At 70.0% G+C, this 19,394-nt stretch carries 17 protein-coding genes; 4 read left to right on the forward strand and 13 right to left on the reverse strand.

Annotation, left to right across the window (positions count from 1 at the left end; genetic code table 11):
* Positions 1 to 43: 43 nt before the first annotated feature.
* A complete protein-coding gene (locus tag OHT57_RS23450) occupies positions 44 to 901 on the forward strand; it encodes a hypothetical protein (RefSeq protein ID WP_328748455.1) in 858 nt (285 codons plus the stop codon).
* A 67-nt stretch (positions 902 to 968) separates the two neighbouring features.
* Here OHT57_RS23450 and OHT57_RS23455 read toward each other — a convergent pair whose 3' ends face one another.
* The 7 genes from OHT57_RS23455 to OHT57_RS23485 all read right to left on the reverse strand — a co-directional run bounded on the left by OHT57_RS23455 (position 969) and on the right by OHT57_RS23485 (position 7,796).
* On the reverse strand, positions 969 to 1,988 hold the full coding sequence (locus OHT57_RS23455) for a hypothetical protein (protein ID WP_328748457.1): 1,020 nt from the start codon (positions 1,986 to 1,988) through the stop codon (positions 969 to 971).
* A gap of 56 nt (positions 1,989 to 2,044) precedes the next feature.
* Positions 2,045 to 2,554, reverse strand: a complete 510-nt coding sequence (locus OHT57_RS23460; protein WP_328748458.1) for a SigE family RNA polymerase sigma factor — start codon at positions 2,552 to 2,554, stop codon at positions 2,045 to 2,047.
* A gap of 149 nt (positions 2,555 to 2,703) precedes the next feature.
* Positions 2,704 to 3,984 carry an ABC transporter permease gene (locus OHT57_RS23465; RefSeq protein WP_328748459.1) on the reverse strand — a complete coding sequence of 427 codons (1,281 nt, stop codon included), beginning with the start codon at positions 3,982 to 3,984 and terminating at the stop codon, positions 2,704 to 2,706.
* Positions 3,981 to 4,685, reverse strand: a complete 705-nt coding sequence (locus OHT57_RS23470; protein ID WP_328753299.1) for an ABC transporter ATP-binding protein — start codon at positions 4,683 to 4,685, stop codon at positions 3,981 to 3,983. The genes OHT57_RS23465 and OHT57_RS23470 overlap by 4 nt, the downstream gene beginning before the upstream one ends.
* 56 nt (positions 4,686 to 4,741) lie before the next feature.
* Positions 4,742 to 6,199, reverse strand: a complete 1,458-nt coding sequence (locus OHT57_RS23475) for a peptidoglycan-binding protein (protein ID WP_328748460.1) — start codon at positions 6,197 to 6,199, stop codon at positions 4,742 to 4,744.
* Positions 6,200 to 6,274: 75 nt separating this feature from the next.
* On the reverse strand, positions 6,275 to 7,237 hold the full coding sequence (locus OHT57_RS23480; protein ID WP_328748461.1) for a hypothetical protein: 963 nt from the start codon (positions 7,235 to 7,237) through the stop codon (positions 6,275 to 6,277).
* Between the two features lie 160 nt (positions 7,238 to 7,397).
* The gene (locus OHT57_RS23485; protein WP_328748462.1) at positions 7,398 to 7,796 is read right to left on the reverse strand and encodes a peptidase inhibitor family I36 protein; all 399 of its coding nucleotides are present in this window, start codon (positions 7,794 to 7,796) and stop codon (positions 7,398 to 7,400) included.
* A gap of 417 nt (positions 7,797 to 8,213) precedes the next feature.
* On the opposite strand from OHT57_RS23485, the gene OHT57_RS23490 reads away from it, so the two are divergent.
* Both OHT57_RS23490 and OHT57_RS23495 read left to right on the forward strand, forming a co-directional pair.
* A complete protein-coding gene (locus OHT57_RS23490; protein ID WP_328748463.1) occupies positions 8,214 to 10,256 on the forward strand; it encodes a pectinesterase family protein in 2,043 nt (680 codons plus the stop codon).
* Between the two features lie 85 nt (positions 10,257 to 10,341).
* Positions 10,342 to 12,105 (forward strand): immunity 49 family protein, encoded by a 1,764-nt coding sequence (locus OHT57_RS23495; protein WP_328748464.1) that lies wholly within the window; start codon positions 10,342 to 10,344, stop codon positions 12,103 to 12,105.
* A 23-nt stretch (positions 12,106 to 12,128) separates the two neighbouring features.
* Here OHT57_RS23495 and OHT57_RS23500 read toward each other — a convergent pair whose 3' ends face one another.
* The 5 genes from OHT57_RS23500 to OHT57_RS23520 all read right to left on the reverse strand — a co-directional run bounded on the left by OHT57_RS23500 (position 12,129) and on the right by OHT57_RS23520 (position 17,599).
* Positions 12,129 to 13,913: an ABC transporter ATP-binding protein gene (locus tag OHT57_RS23500; RefSeq protein WP_328748465.1), complete on the reverse strand. Its 1,785-nt coding sequence runs from the start codon at positions 13,911 to 13,913 to the stop codon at positions 12,129 to 12,131.
* A gap of 125 nt (positions 13,914 to 14,038) precedes the next feature.
* Positions 14,039 to 14,179 carry a hypothetical protein gene (locus OHT57_RS23505; protein ID WP_328748466.1) on the reverse strand — a complete coding sequence of 47 codons (141 nt, stop codon included), beginning with the start codon at positions 14,177 to 14,179 and terminating at the stop codon, positions 14,039 to 14,041.
* Between the two features lie 97 nt (positions 14,180 to 14,276).
* Complete coding sequence (locus tag OHT57_RS23510; RefSeq protein WP_328748467.1) at positions 14,277 to 14,399, reverse strand: hypothetical protein; 123 nt, start codon at positions 14,397 to 14,399, stop codon at positions 14,277 to 14,279.
* Positions 14,400 to 14,591: 192 nt separating this feature from the next.
* Positions 14,592 to 15,710 (reverse strand): LmeA family phospholipid-binding protein, encoded by a 1,119-nt coding sequence (locus OHT57_RS23515; protein ID WP_328748468.1) that lies wholly within the window; start codon positions 15,708 to 15,710, stop codon positions 14,592 to 14,594.
* Positions 15,711 to 15,784: 74 nt separating this feature from the next.
* Positions 15,785 to 17,599, reverse strand: coding sequence for a bifunctional metallophosphatase/5'-nucleotidase (locus OHT57_RS23520; protein ID WP_328748469.1), 1,815 nt, complete (start codon positions 17,597 to 17,599; stop codon positions 15,785 to 15,787).
* 156 nt (positions 17,600 to 17,755) lie between these two features.
* Between OHT57_RS23520 and mshD the strand changes: the two genes are divergently transcribed.
* On the forward strand, positions 17,756 to 18,682 hold the full coding sequence (mshD, locus tag OHT57_RS23525; RefSeq protein WP_328748470.1) for a mycothiol synthase: 927 nt from the start codon (positions 17,756 to 17,758) through the stop codon (positions 18,680 to 18,682).
* 60 nt (positions 18,683 to 18,742) lie between these two features.
* On the opposite strand, the gene OHT57_RS23530 is transcribed toward mshD, so the two are convergent.
* Positions 18,743 to 19,378 (reverse strand): ABC transporter, encoded by a 636-nt coding sequence (locus OHT57_RS23530; RefSeq protein ID WP_328748471.1) that lies wholly within the window; start codon positions 19,376 to 19,378, stop codon positions 18,743 to 18,745.
* Positions 19,379 to 19,394: the final 16 nt, after the last annotated feature.

Raw genomic sequence — 19,394 nt, forward strand, 5'->3', positions numbered from 1 at the left:
GCCCCACGCAACTGTCCCCAGAACTCGGGAGTGAGCCACCCCCATGCGATTCATCCGAACCACAACTCTCAAGCGAGCAGCCCTCGTTGCTGCCTCCACCGCCCTCGCGCTGGCCGGTGTGCTGGCCGGCTCCGGGACCGCGCAGGCCGCCGGTCCGGGCGGGGCGCAGAACGTCCGGGGCGTGGACCCCGGGAACACCGACGTGATGCTGGACCGGCTGTGCAGCCAGGAGACCAGCCTGACCGGCGTCTACGGCGCGTACAACGTCGACACCGGCGAGTTCAAGACCCGGGACGAGTACCTGCGGGACGTCATCGGGCTGTGGATGCCCGCCGGGCCGTGGGAGGTGTTCCGCGGCTGGTGCGGGTACGCGCAGGCCTCGACATGGTCCGTGAAGGGCGAGCCCGTCCGCACCTCCGAGTGGACCGGCAACCACGGCACGACCGAGGACAAGGTGACCTTCGTCAGCGGCTACAGCACCAAGACGTTCGCCAAGAAGAGCGTCGGCGCCAGCATCAGCCTCTCCCTCGCCAAGAGCATCTTCTCCGGCACCGTCGGCGGCAGTGCGGGCTACGAGTGGGGCTGGGAGAAGAGCTCGTCCTTCGAGCGGCGCAGCGAGAAGTCGATACCGCCGTGCACCCAGGTGGCGACGACCTGGACACCGTACCAGCGGGTGGTCCGCGTGAACCCGGTGTTCTACGTCGAGGACTACCAGTGGAACAAGGGCGACGGCGAGTCCACCGCACACACCTGGCGGGGCCGGGACGCGAGTTGGAAGACGGTCTACTCGTACGGCTACTACATCGACGGCGTCTCCGACAAGCTCCTGCCCAACGGCCAGCCGGACGGCCGTGAGGACAAGTGGCAGGAGAACCTCGACCCGAAGTCCTGCGCCAAGTAGGCGGAGTCCGCAGTGGGTTGGTGCGTGCGGCCTCGCCTCGGCGGAGCCGCCTGCACTCATGAAGGCGTCAGGAGATGCCCTTCGCCCCGTCGTTCACCGCCGGATCCACCCACGGCTGCCAGGCAGCGTTCTCGGCGATCGTGGCAAGTTGGGCCAGGGTCAGCGGCGGGGCGGCGAGGTCCGCCGGGCCGCGCTTGCTGTCCGTGCTGTTGGACGTGACGAGCACGATCCGGGTGCCGTCCTTGCGGAGCAGGTCGGCGGTGCGGCGGGTCAGAGCGGCGGACCTCTCCTCGTAGCTGATCAGCACGGAGCCGTCGGCGAGGTTGCGGGCGGAGCAGGAGGACAGGTTGGCCCCCGCGGTCGCCCGGTCGGCGCACGAGTAGAAGGTCTGGAGCTCCGCTTTGGTCGCCGGGCGCACCTTCTTCTCAGAACCGCCCTTGTCCGTACCGGACTTGTCCGATCCGCCGGCCTCCTTCGCGGCCGCGGACTTGTCCGGTGCCACGCTGCCGCTCTTGTCCTGCTCGGCGCCCGTGGAGTCCTGGGCCGCCGCCCGGGCCGCGTCCTTGCTCAGCGCGTCGAACGCAGTGAGCTGGAAGTTGCCCTGGAGGCTGACCGTCGTCTCCGCCTCACCGCTGTCCGTGAGCAGCCGGCCACCGGCGCTGACCGTGTCGGCGCCCACCTTGTTGTCCCACCACTGGTAACCGCTGGTCGCCGGCTTGCCCGGCAGCAGGTCCCGCAGAGTGGCCACGGTCGCCCTGCCGGTGACGGCGTCCTTGCCGTCCGGTGCCGACGTCCCGTTCGCGGCGAGCGAGAAGTCGGGGATGGTGACGGCGGCCTGGTTCTTCGTGCCGCCGGCCGAGTCGCCCGGGAGCATGCCGGTGAGAACCATCCCGCCGGTCAGCCCGGTCGCGACGGTGAACACGGCGACGCCCCACAGGGTCTGCCTGCGCCGCTTCAGCCGTCGGCCCCGGGCGAGTCCGCCGCTCACCAGGTCCGGTGCCGGCACGTCCGCGTACACGTCCAGCATGCGTCCAAGCCGGGGCCCGAACTCCTGCTCGTCCCGCTCCATCTGGCCTGTGTGCTCCATGAGTTCTCCAGCCCTTCCCCACCGAAGGTGGTGCCGCGGCGATGTTGTGGTGCCTGTCAGCGACCGGCGAGAACGTCATGCTCGCCGCCGAGCGACGTCCGCAGACTCGTCAACGCCCGCATGCTGCGGATGCGGACGTTCCCGGCACTCATGCCGAGTTCCTTCGCGGTCTGGGCGACACTTCGGTCCTCCCAGTAGCGCAGCACCACCACGGCCCGGTCCTGGGCCGACAACTGCGCCAGCGCCTGGGTCAGCGCCAGCCGCAGGGCCGGGTCGTGGTGGGTGGCCGACTGCTCCGGCAGCTCGCCCACGGGCTTCTCGTACGTCCGATGCAGCCGGACATGCGAGAGGTACGTGCGCATCAGGATGGTGCGCACGTAGGCGTGCGGGCTGTCGGCCTTGCGGACTCGTCTCCAGGAGACGAACACCTTGCCCAGAGTCGTCTGGACCAGGTCCTCTGCGAGGTGCCAGTCGCCGCAGACCAGCAGTGCGGCCCGGAACAGACGAGGACTCACGGCCTGCATGAACTCCTCGATCTCCGCCGACCGTTGTGCCGATCCGGCCATGTGGGTTCCCCTCCCGGTAACGCGTCTGCGCTCACATGCCCTTGACGCCTCGGGCCGTGGGTTCTGTTACGCCCGTGCCGAAGAAGAGCGGGGACAAAAAAGCAGACTCCCCGAAAACGGGGAGTCTGCTGTGTCGTTCACGGATTCCGTTACCTGCGCAACGCCTCCGCGGGCTGGATCCGCGACGCCCGCCAGGCCGGGTAGAGGCCGGCGACCAGTCCCGTGACCAGCCCGATGACCGGGGCCGCAGCCACCGTCGTGGGATGCACGACGGGCGTCCACTGCCGTGCCACGGCGACTCCCACGACGGTGAGCGTGCCGAGACTGGTGCCGATCAGTCCGCCGAGTGCGCCCAGCGAGCCGGATTCGGCGAGGAACTGGATGGTGATGTGCCCGCCCCGGGCCCCGAGCGCCCGTCTGAGACCGATCTCCCCGGTGCGCTCCAGCACGGCGACCAGCGTGGTGTTGGCGATACCGACCGCACCGATGACCAGGCAGATCGCAGCCAGCAGCAGGAAGAGCTGCTGGAGGTCGGAGGTCACGTTGCCGCGCAGGGTCCTGGGGTCGGGCGGGGGTACTGCCTTGAAGTACTCGGGGTGGTCCGGCCGTAGCGCTGTCGGCGCCAGCTTCGCCACCTGCTGCGCCGCGCCGATCCTGGTGGTCACCAGCATCTTGGCGCCGCCGGTGGCCGGTTCGCCCCAGATCCTCTCCGCCGTCGACCGGGGGACGACGACCGACAGCAGCAGGTCGGCCTTGCGCTTGACGTCGTCGATGATCGCGACGACGGTGAACGGCCGACCCCCGATGAACAGCGCCGGGCGCGTCTGCAGGGTGGTGATGCCCAGCCGGGCCGCCATGCCCGAGCCGATCATGACGACGGGCTGCGCGGTCTGCTCGGCGTAGGCGTCGTAGACCCGGCCCTGGACGACATGCGGTACGGCCGCCTCGATGACGCCCGGTGAGGCGGCGACGATGTTGGCGCGTTCCCCGGTGGAGTCGTCGCCGATCGGCGAGGACCTGATGGTGGCGTCGGTGCCCCGGGTGTCCACCGTCCAGTACACACCGGCGTGTTCGACTCCGGCGAGCTTCTCCATGCGCGCGTCGGCGTCCTTGGAAAAGGCCAGGGACACGAACTCGTTCTGCTCGATGCCGATGTCCTCGATGGTGACCTCGGTGGCGGTCAGCACATTGAAGCGGGAGTCGATCTGGGACGACGTGGTGGCGGTCAGACCGAGGATCGCGACGAAGGTGCCGACGCCGAGGACCGTGCCCAGCGCGGTCAGCGCGGACCGGGCCGGGCGCTGGAGCATGCCGGCGAGAGACTCGCCGAGCAGGTCCCGGGGAGTGAGGACGGAGGGTTCGACGGTGGCCGTACGGCTCCCGCGGCGAAGGGAGAACCAACCCAGCCGCCGACTCCTGCGGTGGTTCATACGGCGGTCACCTGTTCGCGCAGGACCCCGTCGCGGATGGCGACCGTACGCACTCCCCGGGAGGCGACAGCGGGGTCATGAGTGATGACCAGCACCGTCATGCCCGTGGCGTGCAACTGCTCCAGCAGGCCGAGGACGGAATCGGCGTTGCGGCTGTCGAGATTTCCGGTCGGCTCGTCGCACAGCAGCAGTGAAGGCCTCGATACCAGGGCGCGGGCGATCGCCACACGCTGGCGCTCGCCACCGGACAACCGCGTCGGCAGTGAGTCCAGGCGGTGGCCGAGACCGACCTGCTCCAGGGCCTCCTGTGCGCGACGGCCTCGTTCGGCCCGGGGGGCGCCGTTGTAGACCATGGCCAACTGGACGTTCTCCCGGGCACTGCGGTGCGGCAGCAGATGAAAGGACTGGAACACGAAGCCGATCCGGCGCCCGCGCAACGCCGTGCGGTCACCGTCCTTGAGCGTCCCGGTGTCGATGCCGTCCAGGAGATACGTCCCCTCGGTCGGCGCATCCAGCAGACCGGCGATGTTCAGGAACGTCGACTTCCCCGACCCGGAGGGCCCGATCACGGTCACGAACTCCCCCTGCTCGATGGTCAGATCGCAGGGCCTGAACGCCGGCACGGGGGGTGGGCCGGGGTAGGTGAGGCCGACCCGGCGGAACTCGATGACGGGGGGCGGGGCGGGTACGCGGTCGGGTATCCGCAGGGCGACAGTCTCGTCGTCGCCCCGCGCCGTCCCGCGCCTGCCGTTCGTCCTCACCGGTCGTCCCCCACAGCGGAGTTGACGCCGGTGACGACCTGGTCGCCCTCGGCGAGTACGGCGCCGGCGGCCGGCTTGACCTCCACATAGCCGTCGCCAGTGGTGCCGGTGGTGACCTCGACCCGCCGCTGGCGGTCCCCGGCCTCCAGCACCGTGACCACGGTCCTGCCGTCGGACCCCGCGGTGATCGCCGTCACCGGGACCACCAGCGCCCTGCCCTTGGTGGATGCGGCCTCGACGGTCAGGCGGACGTCCTGGCCCACGGTGGCCGCGGGCAGCGACTTGTCAGGTTCCACGACCACGAGGTAGCCCTGTGGCGCTGCGGCACCCGTGCCGGCGCCGGCGTCGGTCCCCGTGCCCTGGGCGGTGGCATCACCGGTGCTCTGCTGGCCGGAGGCCATGGTGTCGGCCACCGAGCGGACCGAGGCGGTCGCCTTGACGCCCGTCGTCTCGGACAGGATCTCGACCTTCTGCCCGGCCCTGACGAGCCCCTTCTGGGACTCCTGGAGATAGCCGTTGACCGCCAGCCGGCCGGCCGAGACGGTCATCACCTTCCCCGTGGGCGCGGATCCGAGTACGGCGTTCACGCTGTCCACCCGGGCCGGGAAGCCGGAGAGGTAGACGACCTCGGAGGCGGGCAGCATGGGACCGGCCGCCACCTGCGCCTCGGTGAGCCGGGTGCGGGCCCGTTCGAGGTCCTGCGCGGCCCGGTCCACGGCCTTCTGCGTCTCGTCGTTCGAGGCCTTCTGCCGCGCGTCCTCGGCGTCCTGCCAAGCACGTTCGGCGGCGGTCGCGGCATCCTGCGCGTCCTGCACCGTGGCGGTGCCGTCGGCCTCGGCGGAGACCGGGTTGTAGCCGATCGAGGCATAGAAGGCGGTGAGCGCGGACTTGGTGCCGCCGCCGAAGGTGCCCTCGGCGTCACTGCCGGTGCCGTGCCCCAACGCAGCGAGTGCGGACTGGAGTTGGGCCACGTCGTCGCCGGTGGAGCCGGGCTTGAGGTCCCGGTAGACGGGCACTTGGCCCTTCAGCGCGAACACCGGACGGCCGGAGACCTCCACCAGGACCTGGCCGGCCTTGATCTCCGTGCCCACCGACTTGGGTGCCTTGGTGACGACCGCGCTGGTCGTCCCCTCTCCGCTCGCGCCGGACGGGGCCACGTCGACGGACTGCCCCGCTACGACGGTGCCGCGGATGATGACGGAGTCCTTGAGTACCCGGTTCTCCACCGGTGCGGTCAGGACGCCTTGCTGTGGCGGCTCGGCCTCGGCCGCAGCCTGCGCCGGTGACTTCACGACGAACGAGGCGGCGATGCCTGCACCGGTCAGCAGGACCGCGGCCACCGCCACCGCGGCCACCCATTTACGCTTCTGCGACAGGCCGTTGTCCGCGGCGCGGCGGGATCTGCCGGACGTCTCCGATGTCGTGGTCGGGTCTGGCTGCTCTGCTTCGGACACTGCGCCTCTCCGGGCCGACTGGGTTCCTCTGTGCCGACTGGCTCTCTGTGTGAACGCGTTGAGGGGTGCCGGGCGTTACAGGGCTTCGGCCATCAGCTTCAGCTGCTTTTCCTTCGTCTTCTTGACCTCGGCGAGCGCTTGCGCGTTCTGCTCGATCATCTGCTCCTGGTAGGCGGCGTCCACGGCGTACCAGGTGCCGACGACGTTGTACTTCTCCTTGCAGGCCACGTCCACCGAGGCGACCTGCTTCTCCTTGGTGGTGGCCAGGGCGTTCTGCTGCCACTGCGGGTCGTCGCCGGCCTTCATCGGGTCCGCGTACGTGTAGCCCTTCTCCTTCATGCAGGCCGACCACTTCGCGAAGACGGCCTTCACCCGTGCGTCCTCGTACGACTTCGCCCAGCTGTCGGTGTTGACCTTGTCGGCGATCGGCGGGGCACCGTCCTTGGACGGCTCCTGGTCCGCCGAGTAGCCCAGCTTGGCCTTCGCCTCTCCGATGCAGCCGCCGGCCGGAACCTTCCGGCCGTTGTAGTCCTGGCCGCCCTTCGCGGCGGCGGACCCCGGCTTCACGCCCGGATCGGTGGTGCCGTTGAGGACCATGGCTGCCGTCGGTGCGAGTTCCTGCGGCTTGGGCTTGACCACCGCGTTCTCGGAGCCCGCCGGCTTGTACCCGTGGCCGGACACCTCGTCGGGGTCTGTGACGCCGTAGCGGAACTGGGTGATGCTCTTCGGCGTGAACAACGACACGTCCGGGACCCGGTAGGCGATGCCGAACCTGGTCATGCACCGTTCCCGGAGGGTGTTCTCGGCATCCGCCATCTGTTGCTCCTGCTCGGTGGTGAGCAGGTACGCCTCGACCGGCAGCGACTTGTCCGTCGCCGATGTCAGCTTCGGGAACGAGGACACGGAAGGAGCGCCCGTGCCTCCCGCTGCTTTGCCCTCCTCGTCGGAGCCGGACGATGAACCGCATCCCGCGACGGCCGAGAGCGCCACGGTGGCGCAGAGGACGGACAGAGAGGCAGCGAAGCGACGGGTATGCATCGTGATGCTCTTCCTTGGATAGCCGAATAGTCGGTCCTGCGCTGGTGAGGGGCCACTCGCTAAACTCCGGGCGCGGGGGTGCGCTGCCCAGCTGCATTGGGCAGCGCACCCCTTGCCTGTCAGCGGTGGCCGAGGGCCGGGCCCTCGCCGTGCTGTCGGCCTAGTAGAACTTGCCGGAGGCGTTGTCGTTCTTCAGCGCGCTGTTGAGGTTCGCCGCCCCGCCGGCCGAGATCGACTGGTAGGCACCGGTGTAGTTCTGGTTGTAGTACTCACGGATGCCGAAGTTGAAGTCCCAGTTGTCCACCGAGGCGGTGTTGTTCTTCACCGCGGTGCCCGCACCGGCGCTGCCGGCCGCGCTCGCGCTGAAGTAGTACTTGGCGTAGTTGGGGATGTCGAAGTACTGGCGGTAGAACGCCCCCTTGTAGTCGCTGTTGTAGTACAGGCAGGCGTAGCCCGAGGTGCAGTACTCGGCGGCACTGGCGGTGCCGGCGGTACCGAGGGCCACGCCGAAGCCGGCCAGAGCAAGGCCACCGGCGGTGACCAGGGTTCTGACGCGCATGAAGTTCCCTTCGTAGGTCCATGCAGACGGACAGACGCTCCAGACACCCCGGTGCGTTACAACCGAGGCGTCGGGTGCGATCGGGAACGTACATGGATCGAACGCCTGACCTAAAGGCAGTTTGTCGGGCTGACCGAAAGCGAGCTTTCGTAAAGGGCAGCGGCCAATCGGAGGCGCCGCGTGATCGCCAAATCCCTGTTCGGTCACCCTGAATGAAGGTAAGAGGAGGGCAAGAGAGCCTGAAGTCATATCGAACCAAATCGACATGATTGACATTGAACGGAATGCCGGAAGAAAAGACTCCGCCACTCAAATCCCAGCAAGCTTGGCCGATTTCACTCCAGGGAGCGGCAACCTTCCGTGCGGGAGCGGCGACTGCTCTGCGGTCCCTACCCCCGCACGGAACGGATGCCCCCCATGGCCCAGCATCGCCGACGCCGGACAACCGCTCTCGCCCTCGGTGTTCCACTCGTCCTGACGGCCGCCGGAGGGCTGGCCTACCCGCTGCTCCCGGTCGGCCAGCCCCAGGCCTCCGCCGCCACCACCGCCGCCCCCGCCTGGGCCACCGCCACCGCGGACGGCTTCGCCTCCGTCAACGCCCTTGGCCAGAACGGGACTTACGGCGGCCGGGACGGCCGGACCGTCACCGTGAGGACGCTCGCCGACCTGGAGAAGTACGCGACGGCGAGCGAGCCGTACGTCATCGTCGTCGCGGCCGCGATCACCATGGACCCGGTCGGCAAGGAGATCAAGGTCCGGAGCGACAAGACCATCGTGGGGGCCGGGACCTCCGGGCAGATCGTCGGCGGCGGGTTCTTCCTCGGGGCCGGTGTGCACAACGTGATCATCCGGAACCTCACCATCCGGGACGCGTACCAGGGCGTGTGGAACGACAAGGAACACGACTTCGACGCCATCCAGATGGACGGCGCCCACCACGTCTGGATCGACCACAACGACCTGCGGAACATGGCCGACGGCCTCATCGACGTCCGCAAGGACAGCACCTACGTGACGGTCTCCTGGAACAAGCTCAGCCAGGACAACAAGGCCTTCGGCATCGGCTGGACGGAGAACGTCGTCACCGACATCACCATCCACCACAACTGGATCCGCGAGACCGAGCAGCGCAATCCGTCGACGGACAACGCGGCCCATGCGCACCTCTACAACAACTTCCTGGAGGACGTGGCCGGGACGGACATCAACTCCTCCTACGGCAACTACTCGCGCGGCGCGACCAAAATGGTCCTGGAGAACTCCTGGTTCCAGGGCTTCAAGAACCCCGTCATCAGGGACAGCACCGCGAGCATCGTCCAGAAGGGCAACACCTTCGTGGGGACGAGCGGCAGGAACGAGAGCGGGGGTACCGCCTTCGATCCGAAGACGTATTACGCGTACACGCTCGACAAGACCGCCGATGTGCCGTCCCTGCTCAAGTCCGGTGCGGGGCCCCGCAGTTCCATCGGTACGACGGCCACTGCCACCACCAAAGCGGCGACCGCCACCACGCTCACCGTCGCCAAGGACGGCAGCGGGCAGTACTCGACCGTGCAGGCCGCCGTGAACGCCGTACCGGCGGGCAACGCCTCCCGCGTGGTGATCTCGGTCAAGCCGGGGACGTACCGCGAACTGGTCAAGGTGCCGTCCAACAAGCCGCACGTCACCATCCAGGGCACGGGCGGCAGCCGCGGCGACACGGTGATCGTCTACAACAACGCGTCCGGGACGCAGAAGCCCGACGGCTCGGGCACGTACGGCACCGGCGGCAGCGCCACCGTCGCCGTCGAGGCCGACGACTTCCAGGCCCGCAACCTGACGGTCTCCAACGACTTCGACGAGGCCGCCCACCAGGACATCGCCAGCCAGGCGGTCGCCCTGCGCACCGCCGCCGACAAGGTGTTCCTCGACGGCGTCATCGTCAGCGGCGACCAGGACACGCTGCTCGTGGACACCGCGGCCAAGGAGAAGCTGGGCCGGGTCTACATGACGAACTCCTACGTCATCGGCAACGTCGACTTCATCTTCGGACGGGCGACCGCGGTGATCGACAAGTCCGTCATCACGCTGAAGAAGCGCTGGAACGGCACCTCGGCCGGGTACGTCACCGCGCCCAGCACGGCCGCGAACCGCAAGGGCATCCTCATCGCCAACTCGACGGTGAACGGCGACGTCTCCTCCGCGAGCTTCTACCTGGGCCGTCCGTGGCACGCGGGCGGCGACACGACGCTCGACCCGCAGGCAACGGTCCGGAACACCTCGTTGAGCGCCGCGGTCAAGTCCACGCCGTGGACCGACATGAGCGGCTTCTCCTGGAAGGACGACCGGTTCGCGGAGTACAGGAACACCGGCGCGGGCTCGGGTGCGGCGAGCAGCAACCGGCCGCAGCTGACCGACGCGCAGGCCGCCGGCCAGGAGGTCGCGGACTGGCTGGGCGACTGGACGCCAACTGTGTCCTGATGTGCCCCGCTCCCTTGTCAGTGCCTCGTTCTAGGCTGGTTCCTAGATCAAGTAGGACCGGGCGGGCTCACGGGGGAGCGGAATCATGGTGCGTATCAAGAGGCATCAGGTCGGCTGGACAGCCGTCTCGGCGGTGCGGGAGGACTTCGCGAACCGGATCGGTTCGCGGGTCCACTCCCTGTCGAAGGCAGGCCCGGTGACGGGGTGGGAGTGGTGGCTGATCGCCCAGGAGTTCGTCGAGTATCTCGGCGCGCTCTCGCTGGAGACGCCCGACCTGCGCTCCCCCGAGGCGAAGGCGGTCCTGGAGGACGCCGCCGAGGCGGCCGCCGGCGCGGTGGCGTACGCGGCGTACTTCCCGCGCGACCACTTCGAGGTCTTCCTCACCTATCCGAACTGGGGCCTGGTCTACGACCGCGAGCCCGGCGGCACCCCGGAACCGGTCACGGCCGCCACGTGGCTCGACGCCTTCTGTCTGGCGATCCTCGTGGAAAAGGCCCAATGGCACGGCGAGGCCTTCCACTTCGCGCGTGAAGCACCCCAGCGGGACCGGGCCGGACACCCCGACACGGAACTGATCAACGGCTTCATGGCCTACGTCATCGGCGACACCGCCGACGACGACGTCACCTATCCGCCCTCCCGCGAGCAGAAGCTCGCCTCGCTCGACGCGGCGCTGGACCGGGTCCGGGCCAGGGAGACGGAGAGGGGCGAACAGCTCGCCGACCAGCCGTACGGCATCGGGCTGCGGGCGCTGCGCGCGCTCGCCGCGGGTGACCGGGAGGGGTTCGGCGAAGCGGTCGTCGGACTGCTGCTGCCGTTGGCCGACACCTTCGGCCCCGGTGCGCGTCCGGGCAGTCTGCTGCCCCTGCTCCCGATCGCCCTGACCGCGCTGGCGTACCGGCACGAGGGCTGGCCGCCCGCAGCGGACAGCGACTATCTGCCGGACGCGCTGGTGGTCGGATTCGATGCCGCACCGCCCCGGGTGGGGCCGTACGGCCGGGACCGCCGCCCGGACGCGGTGGCCCGGCTCGCCGCCGGGGTCGTGGAGTTCGAGCGGAATCTGGAGCCGCATCCGCTGGATCCGGACAGCGAGGAGCAGTTCGAGCGGTACACCCGCGATGCCGTGTCCCCGGTGCCCGGCAGGTCGCCGACCACCTTCGAGCTGGCGTACGCCGTCACCTACCAGGAGCTCCTCCTCACGACGCGCGCCGCGCACACGTCCGACGCGAGCGACGCCCAGCTGGCGAACCTGCGGCGGGCCGCGGAGCTCGGGGCCGCGCTCTTCCGTACGACGCTGGCCGAGCCGGGCACCGAGGTGCGGGTGCTGATCGACGGCACTGCCGTGGCATATCCCGCCTGCCATGACGAGGACGCGGGGCCGGACGGCTGGCACCGGGCGGTGCGCCTCGCGCTGATCACGGGCCGGCGGGAGCATCTGGCGCCGCTGGTGCTGGCGGGGCCGGAGCGGGTGGGGCCGGACCGTTCGCCGTCGGCCTCCTATCGGCGGGCGCTGCACGACTATCTGCGCGGCGAGGATCCCGAGCCGGCCACCGACCAGGCGCTGCGGGACGCCGAGAAGGCACGCGACCGGGGTGTCCTGCCGCCGCCCGTGGTCCTCTTCTCCCAGCTCGTCGAGGGCGACGGGGAGAGCTTCAACCTGGCCCTGCTGGACGCCCTCGCGGCCCACCGCGACCACTATGCCGTCGCCGACCGCCCGTCCGACCCCGCGGCCGCCCTCAGCCTGGACATCCTGGCCCTCGTCTGCCACGCACGACGGCGGGGCTGGGAGATCCGGGTGAGATCCCCGTACCTCCCGCCCCGGATCGTGGGAGCGGCGAAGCCGTTCTGAGCCGGCTGCGGTCAAAGGGCTGCTCAGCGGCGCAGGATCATCGTGTCGTCCGTCAGCTTCCGCAGGATCATCGTGTCCTCCGGGAGCGGGCCGAGGAGCCGGGCGTAGGCGCCGCGGCGGGCGACCAGTTCCGCGTGGGTGCCCGCTTCCACCAGGCGTCCGTCGTCCACGACCAGGATCCGGTCCGCGTCCGGGGCCAGACTCAGATCGTGGGTGATCATGATGGTCGTACGGCCCGACATCAGCCGGCGCAGGGGCTGGACGACCTGGCGCGCGGCGACCGAGTCGAGGCCCGCGGTGGGTTCGTCGAGGATCAGGACGGGCGCGGCCCGCAACATCGCGCGGGCGATGGTGATCCGCTTGAGCTGGCCGCCGGACAGGGACGCCGTGCCGGGGGCGATCTCGGTGTCGTAGCCCTCGGGGAGCGCGGCGACGAACTCGTGGGCCGCTGCCGCGCGGGCCGCCTGCTCGATCTCCTCGTCGCTCGCTCCCGGCCGGCCCGTCCCGATGTTCTCGCGGATCGTGCCGTTGAGGATCAGTGTCTCCTGGGGCAGCAGCGCGATCTGTTCGCGCAGGAACTCCAGGTTCAGGTGGGTGAGCGGAACGCCGTCCAGGGTGATCACGCCCGCGGAGGGGTCGTAGAAGCGGGTGATGAGCTTGGACAGGGTGGACTTGCCGGCGCCGCTCGGGCCCGTGATGATCACCAGCTCGCCGGGCGCGGCCGCGAAGGACACGTCGATGAGGGAGTCGCGGTGCGCGGTCGGGTAACGGAAGTTCACGCCGTGGAAGCCGACCCAGCCGCGGACCGGCCAGGCGGGGACGGGTTCGGCCGGGTCGCCGACCGACGGTTGTGCGTCCAGGATCTCGTTCAGGCGCTGGGCGCCCGCGGTGGCGGCCGTGAGGGTCAGGCCCAGCTGGCCGAGGTTGCGAACCGGCGGGTACAGGTAGCCGATGAAGGCGGCGAAGGCGAGGAGCTGGCCGAGGGTCATGCGGCCGGCCGAGATCTCCCAGACTCCCAGGCCGATGACGGACAGCACACAGAGCGTCTCCACGACCTCGACGAACTGCTCGTACATCTCGCTGAGCCGGGCCCCGCGCACCGACGCCTTCATCCAGGCGCGGGCCTCGCGGTCGAGGCGCTTCTCCTCGTCGCGGCGGCGGTTGTACGCCTGGGTGAGCACCACGTTGCCCAGTGCCTCCTCGACCACGGAGGTGATCGCGCCGTCGGCGACCCGCTCGTCCTGCGAGGCCTCCTTGATGCGGCCGGAGAAGCGGCGAGCGGCGACCAGGAACAGGGGGGCGAGGACGAAGGTGGCCAGCGCCAGGTCCCAGCGCAGGTACAGGGCGGCCGCCGAGTAGAAGACGGCCGAGAAGGCGGCGGCGATCGTGCCGACGACGCCGGACACGACCATCTGCTCGATGGCTTCGACGTCCCCGGTGAGGCGTTCGACCAGGTCGCCGCGGCGGTGCTGTTGGAAGAAGTGCGGGGGCAGGTCCTGGATGTGCCGGAAGACCTTCGCGCGCAGTCTGAGGACGAATCTCTCCGCGGTCCAGGTCGCGAGCGAGTTGCCGAAGTAGCCGACCAGCGCGCCCAGGACGGCCACACCCAGCCAGGCTCCGGCGGGGCCCCAGAAGGCGGACAGCGAGCCGGCTTTCAGAGCGGTGTCGGTGAGCTCCGCGAACAGCAGGATCGCGGCTGTCTCGGCGAGCGCGGACACCACCACGCACGCGATGATCGCCGCCAGCCACTTGCGGTCGCCGCGGGTCAGCGGCCAGAAGCGGTGAAAGGCCTCGCGGACTTCCCTCATGACGACACGTCCTTCATGACGACACGTCCCTCATGACGACTCCCTTTCGAAGGCGGCGGTGGCCGAGGCGGGGCCTCCGGTGCGAGACGTGCTCGCCGGCCGGTGGCCCCGCCTCGCGGCGTGCGTCAGGCCTTGTGACCGACGGGGCGCTTGGCCGGCGGCTTCTGCGGGGCCTTGCCCCTGGGAGCGCCCTTGGGGGCACCCTTCGGCTTCGGTCCGAGCGGCTTGCCGTTCTTCTTCAGCGGGGCGATCTTGTGGAAGCTCATATCTGTTTCCCTCTCTGCGACGGTTCTGCAACAGTTCCTCCACGGCTCTGCCGCAATAACCTTTGAATAGCTTGGGTTTACTTCAGTGAATTCTGTGTCAGCCCTTGTGGGCGACCGGGCGACGCTTCGGCGCGTGCTTCTTCGGCTGGGCCTTCTTGGGCGCAGGCGCCGGGACGGGCTTGCGGGTCTTCTTCAGCGGGGCGATCTCGTGGAAGCTCATCATGTCGTCCTTTGCGTTTGCGTTGTTCGCTCTCGACATGGAAAACACTACGGCATTCCTGCGGAAGAAAAGGCCGATCCACCTTAGACCTCAATAAGATTGAATGTGCATGGCCTGAGAATCAAAAGTTTCCGGCACCGCCCGGAACCAAATGCGGGCTGACACAGAATTTAAAGGCGGACATCTACGGACCTACGGACCGACCGCCAGCCCCGAGCCCTCGATCCGCACCCGGATGCCGTCCTTCGCCACGTGTACGTCCCGCAGCCGCAGGTCGCCGCCGGCCGGTTCGGGCAGGTGGAAGCCGAGGGAGAGCCGGTCGGCGAGGACCGGGCGGGTCAGCCGGGAGAGGGCGTCCAGGAGAGCGGGGTCCAGGCCCAGGCGGTCCAGGAGCTCGGGGTGGGCCAGGGCGAGGTCGAGGAGGTTGAGGCGCATGGCCTGCCGTACGAACTCCGGGCGGCCGGTCAGACGGGACAGCACGGTGTCGGAGCGCTGCGCCTCACGCACGGTGGAGTCGGGCACGCCCAGCGCGCGTACGACGGACGGGACCGCCAGCACGGCCCGTGCCCTGCGGGTCTCGCGGGCCACGGCAGCGGCCGAACCGCGCGTCAGATGCAGGCCCTCCGAGGCCCGGTGGCCCGGCCGGTAGGTCGCCAGGTCCCCGATGTCCAGGCGCATCCCGCCGATCCGGGTGGTGACGCCCCGGTCCCCGTCGCGCGCCACCCGCACATCGGCACGCAGCCGCAGATCGTGTCCGGCGACGGGCAACGTGCCGCGCACCACGATCCGGTCACGCCCTGCGTCCCTGAACGTCACCTGGGACGCGCCGAGTTCGCGGTTCATGTCGGCGAAGGAGAGCAGGACGTCCCCGTGCAGTGCGGGAAGGCTCAGCCCGCTGACGGAGGTCGGCCCGTCGCCGTCGAGCCGTACGTCGTGGGCCGTCGCCGAGACCGCGGCCAGCGTGACCCGGTCGACGGCCACGTCCGGGACGGTCACCTTCACGGAGTCCAGGCGGCGGACCGCGAGTTGGGGCAGGAAGGGGAAGCCGTCGATCTCCACCTCGGGCGCCGCGGTCAGCCGTAGCCGCTGCTTCAGGGTGTCCGCGGCCTTGTGCTCGGCGTAGAGGACGGCCCAGCGGTCCGCCAGGGTGAGGAAGGCGGCGAGTACGGCCAGCGAGGCCACCGCCTTCAACGCCGAGCGGCCCCGCCGAGGGCGCCGGCGACTGCGGCGGTGGTTCGGCGGGGCCGGTTGTTCAGGCTGTTCGTCGTAGTGCGGGCGGGGATGCGTCGGTATGGAGTGGGGGGCACGCATCGATCCATCCGATCATGTGGGTGCCCCCCGTCCGCAACTCCTGCCGGGGCTGTGCGACCCAGCTCACGGACGTCCTACTGCACGATCGTGATCCGGTTCGTCGCCGGAGGTGCGATCGGGCCGCCAGCCGACGAGTTGGCCGTCAGGTACTGCACGAGGGCGGCGAGGTCGTCGCCGCCGACGAGGTCGTTCGTGCCCTGGCCCAGCGTGGTGAAGCCGTCGCCGCCGCCCGCGAGGAAGCTGTTGGTCGCGACGCGGTAGGTGGCCGCCGGGTCGACGGCCGTGCCGTTCAGCTTCACGGAGGCAAGGACGATCCGCTCCGCGCCGGTCTTCGTCAGGTCCAGCGTGTACGCGAGGTTCGCCGACGGCTGCAGGACCTTCGGCGAGGCCGCGTTGCTGCCGCTCACCTGCTCCTGGAGCACCTTGAGCAGCTGGGCGCCGGTGAAGTCCTGGAGGTTCACGGTGTTGGAGAAGGGCTGCACGGTGAAGCCCTCGGCGTACGTCACCACGCCGTCGCCCTCGGTCCCCTTGGCCGCGTAGGTCAGCCCCGCCCGGACTCCGCCCGGGTTCATCAGCGCGAGGTCGGTCTCCGGGTCGAGCCCCTTGCCGTACGCGAGTTGCGCGTCGGCGATGAGGTCGCCCATCGGGGACTCGGTGCCGGTGCTCGCGACGTCGGCGGAGATGTAGCCGATCGCACGGTTGCCGATGGGCGCCGCGAGGGTGTTCCACTTGCCGATCAGCTGGGTCATGTCGGGCGCCTTGGCGACGGTCCGGGTGACCACGTGGTTGGCCGACTTCACTGCCGTACGGGCGATGTCGCCGGTGAAGCGGTCGTAGGTCAGCGTCGTGTCCGTGTAGAGCCGGCCGAAGGAGGCGGCCGAGGTGACCATGCGGGGCTTGCCCGACGGGTCGGGGATCGTGCAGACGTACGCGGCGTGGGTGTGGCCGGTGACCAGCGCGTCCACGGACGGCGAGATGTTCTTCGCGATGTCGACGATCGGGCCGGAGATGCCGTCGCCGGCACCCGGGGAGTCACAGTTGTAGTTGTACGAGCCCGAGGCCGGCTGGCCGCCCTCGTGGATGAGCGCCACGATCGACTTCACGCCCTGCTTCTGCAGCACCTTGGCGTACTTGTTGATCGTCTCGACCTCGTCCTTGAACTTCAGGCCCTTGACGCCCTCGGCGGAGACGACACCCGGGGTGTCCTCCAGGGTGACGCCGATGAAGCCGATCTTGACGTCCTTCTTCTTCCACACCCAGTACGGCTTGAGGATCGGCCTGCCGGTCTTCTCGTCCAGGACGTTGGCCGCGAGGTAGGGGAAGTCGGCGCCCTTGAACTTCTTGTCGGTGTAGCAGCCGGCGGTGGGGTGACAGCCGCCGTTCTGCAGCCGGGCGAGTTCCTTCGCGCCCTCGTCGAACTCGTGGTTGCCGACGCTCGTCACATCCAGGTCGAGCTTGTTCAGCGCCTCGATGGTGGGCTCGTCGTGGAAGAGGCCGGAGATGAGGGGGGACGCGCCGACCATGTCACCGCCGGCGGCGGTGACGGAGTAGGCGTTGCCCTTGCGGGCCTCGCGCAGGTGCGTGGCGAGGTACTCGACACCGCCCGCGTCGATCGTCTTCGTGGTGCCGTCGGCCTGGAGTTCGCTGACCCGGCCGGAGGAGCCGGACGGCGGCTCCAGGTTGCCGTGCAGGTCGTTGAAGGACAGCAGCTGGACGTCCTGGTAGCGGCTCGGCAACGGCTTGCCGTGCCCGTTGTCGTGCGCGCCGGCGGGCAACGCGGCGGCGAGGGCGCCGACGGTGGCGAGACCGGCGGCCGCGGCGACGAGACGGTACGTACGGCGTCTGCGGCGCTCGGTCTCCGACTGGCGCGGCTGAGATGTGGCTGGCATAGGCCCCCCTGAGCTTCTGCTGATTCCGGTGTGGGAAGTGGCCCCGTTCCGGCGCAGCCTAGAGTCAACGCGCGTAGCGCGACAGAGGTTTCGTGGTTACATCCTGGTTGCTTCTTTGCCGCCGCTTTGCCCGTACCTCCCCTTAACCTCGTAGTCATGACCAGCGACGACTCCGCAAGCCCCGGCATCTCCCGCTCCATCGAGACCCTCACGGCGCTCTCCCCGCAGCAGACGGAGGCCGTCCTCGCGCTCCTGGCCGAGGCCGCGCACACCGACGGCCGGCAGGCGGTGTCCGAACAGGGCAGGCTGCAGCTGCGGGGCGGCGCCCGCGAAGGCGTGTCCCATCTCCTCCTGAACGTCGGCGAGGAACTGGCCGGCTACGCCCAGCTGGAGGACACCGACCCGGTGGAGGCACCGGCGGCGGAACTGGTCGTCCACCCCGCCCACCGCGGCCACGGTCACGGCCGCGCCCTGGGCTCGGCCCTCCTCGCCGCCTCCGGCAAACGGCTGCGGGTGTGGGCCCACGGCGGCCACAGCGCGGCCCGCCATCTCGCCCAGGTCCTGGGTCTGACCCTCTTCCGCGAGCTACGGCAGATGCGGCGCCCCCTGACCGGCCTGGAGCTGCCCGACCCGGTGCTCCCGGCGGACGTGACGGTCCGCGCCTTCGTCCCCGGCGAGGACGACACCGCCTGGCTCGCCGTGAACGCGGCCGCCTTCACCCACCACCCCGAACAGGGCTCACTGACCCAGCGGGACCTCGACGACCGCAAGGCCCAGCCCTGGTTCGACCCCGCGGGCTTCTTCCTGGCCTTCCGGGACGGCGAACTCGTCGGCTTCCACTGGACCAAGGTCCACGCGGCCGAACAGCTCGGCGAGGTCTACGTCCTGGGCGTCCGCCCCGGCACCCAGGGCGGCGGCCTCGGCAAGGCCCTCACCACGATCGGCCTGCGCCACCTCGCCGCGCAGGGTCTGCCGACCGCGATGCTCTACGTCGACGCCGACAACAAGGCGGCCGTCTCGGTCTACGAACGGCTCGGCTTCACGACGTACGAGACGGACCTGATGTACCGCACGGAGACGTGACGCTGCGCTGTGCGGGGGCCGGTGTCGGGGGTGTACTCCGTGTGCTGAACGGCCTGACGGCTACGGCCGCCTCACCATCCACCGCCGCCGCAAGGGCTCCGGCCCGCAGCACACCCACAGCAGCGCAGCGAACCCGAGCAGCACCGCCCATCGCACGTGCGCCGCATCCCAGTGGGGGTCCGCCACCGGCACGAACAGGTCCCAGCGGCTTGGCAGCAGGGTCGGGGTGAGGATCGCGAGGGTCAGCAGGCCCGCCGCCACCGAGGGGCCCGGTTCGGGTTCGTCGGTGACGCGGACGGCGACGGCCGCGGCGGCCAGCGCGAGGACGGCGGTCGCCGCCGCCTCCAGGGTGATCGCGCCGAGGGGAGGGCGAGCCTGTCGCGGCAGCAGCGCCAGCACCACCGCCCACCACAGTGCGGCGACCGGCGCCACCAGCACGACCCGCAGACCGGTCCGCACCCAACGCCGGGTGGGCACGGGGGCGGTGAGGCGGCGGGCCGGGTCGTCCAGGAGGAACGTCAGCCCGAGGGCGAAGACGAGAGCGGCGGCCCGGAGAAGGTTGAGGCCGAGCCACGCGTCGGGCGGTACCGACAGCATGCGTGGCAGACCGACGACCAGCAGACCCACGACCGCCCCGGCACCGATCGCCCGCCACGGCACGGTGCGGGCCACGGCCACCACCAGGGCCCCGCTCACCCCCCGCGGCACCCCG

It is taken from the genome of Streptomyces sp. NBC_00285 (assembly GCF_036174265.1).
Taxonomy (GTDB): domain Bacteria; phylum Actinomycetota; class Actinomycetes; order Streptomycetales; family Streptomycetaceae; genus Streptomyces.

Bases quoted from the DNA above. Each gene is read 5' to 3' on its own strand.
- OHT57_RS23450 (WP_328748455.1), top strand. From the start codon at position 44: ATGCGATTCATCCGAACCACAACTCTCAAGCGAGCAGCCCTCGTTGCT.
- OHT57_RS23455 (WP_328748457.1), bottom strand. From the start codon at position 1,988: ATGGAGCACACAGGCCAGATGGAGCGGGACGAGCAGGAGTTCGGGCCC.
- OHT57_RS23460 (WP_328748458.1), bottom strand. From the start codon at position 2,554: ATGGCCGGATCGGCACAACGGTCGGCGGAGATCGAGGAGTTCATGCAG.
- OHT57_RS23465 (WP_328748459.1), bottom strand. From the start codon at position 3,984: ATGAACCACCGCAGGAGTCGGCGGCTGGGTTGGTTCTCCCTTCGCCGC.
- OHT57_RS23480 (WP_328748461.1), bottom strand. From the start codon at position 7,237: ATGCATACCCGTCGCTTCGCTGCCTCTCTGTCCGTCCTCTGCGCCACC.
- OHT57_RS23485 (WP_328748462.1), bottom strand. From the start codon at position 7,796: ATGCGCGTCAGAACCCTGGTCACCGCCGGTGGCCTTGCTCTGGCCGGC.
- OHT57_RS23490 (WP_328748463.1), top strand. From the start codon at position 8,214: ATGGCCCAGCATCGCCGACGCCGGACAACCGCTCTCGCCCTCGGTGTT.
- OHT57_RS23495 (WP_328748464.1), top strand. From the start codon at position 10,342: ATGGTGCGTATCAAGAGGCATCAGGTCGGCTGGACAGCCGTCTCGGCG.
- OHT57_RS23500 (WP_328748465.1), bottom strand. From the start codon at position 13,913: ATGAGGGAAGTCCGCGAGGCCTTTCACCGCTTCTGGCCGCTGACCCGC.
- OHT57_RS23505 (WP_328748466.1), bottom strand. From the start codon at position 14,179: ATGAGCTTCCACAAGATCGCCCCGCTGAAGAAGAACGGCAAGCCGCTC.
- OHT57_RS23510 (WP_328748467.1), bottom strand. From the start codon at position 14,399: ATGAGCTTCCACGAGATCGCCCCGCTGAAGAAGACCCGCAAGCCCGTC.
- OHT57_RS23515 (WP_328748468.1), bottom strand. From the start codon at position 15,710: ATGCGTGCCCCCCACTCCATACCGACGCATCCCCGCCCGCACTACGAC.
- OHT57_RS23520 (WP_328748469.1), bottom strand. From the start codon at position 17,599: ATGCCAGCCACATCTCAGCCGCGCCAGTCGGAGACCGAGCGCCGCAGA.
- mshD (WP_328748470.1), top strand. From the start codon at position 17,756: ATGACCAGCGACGACTCCGCAAGCCCCGGCATCTCCCGCTCCATCGAG.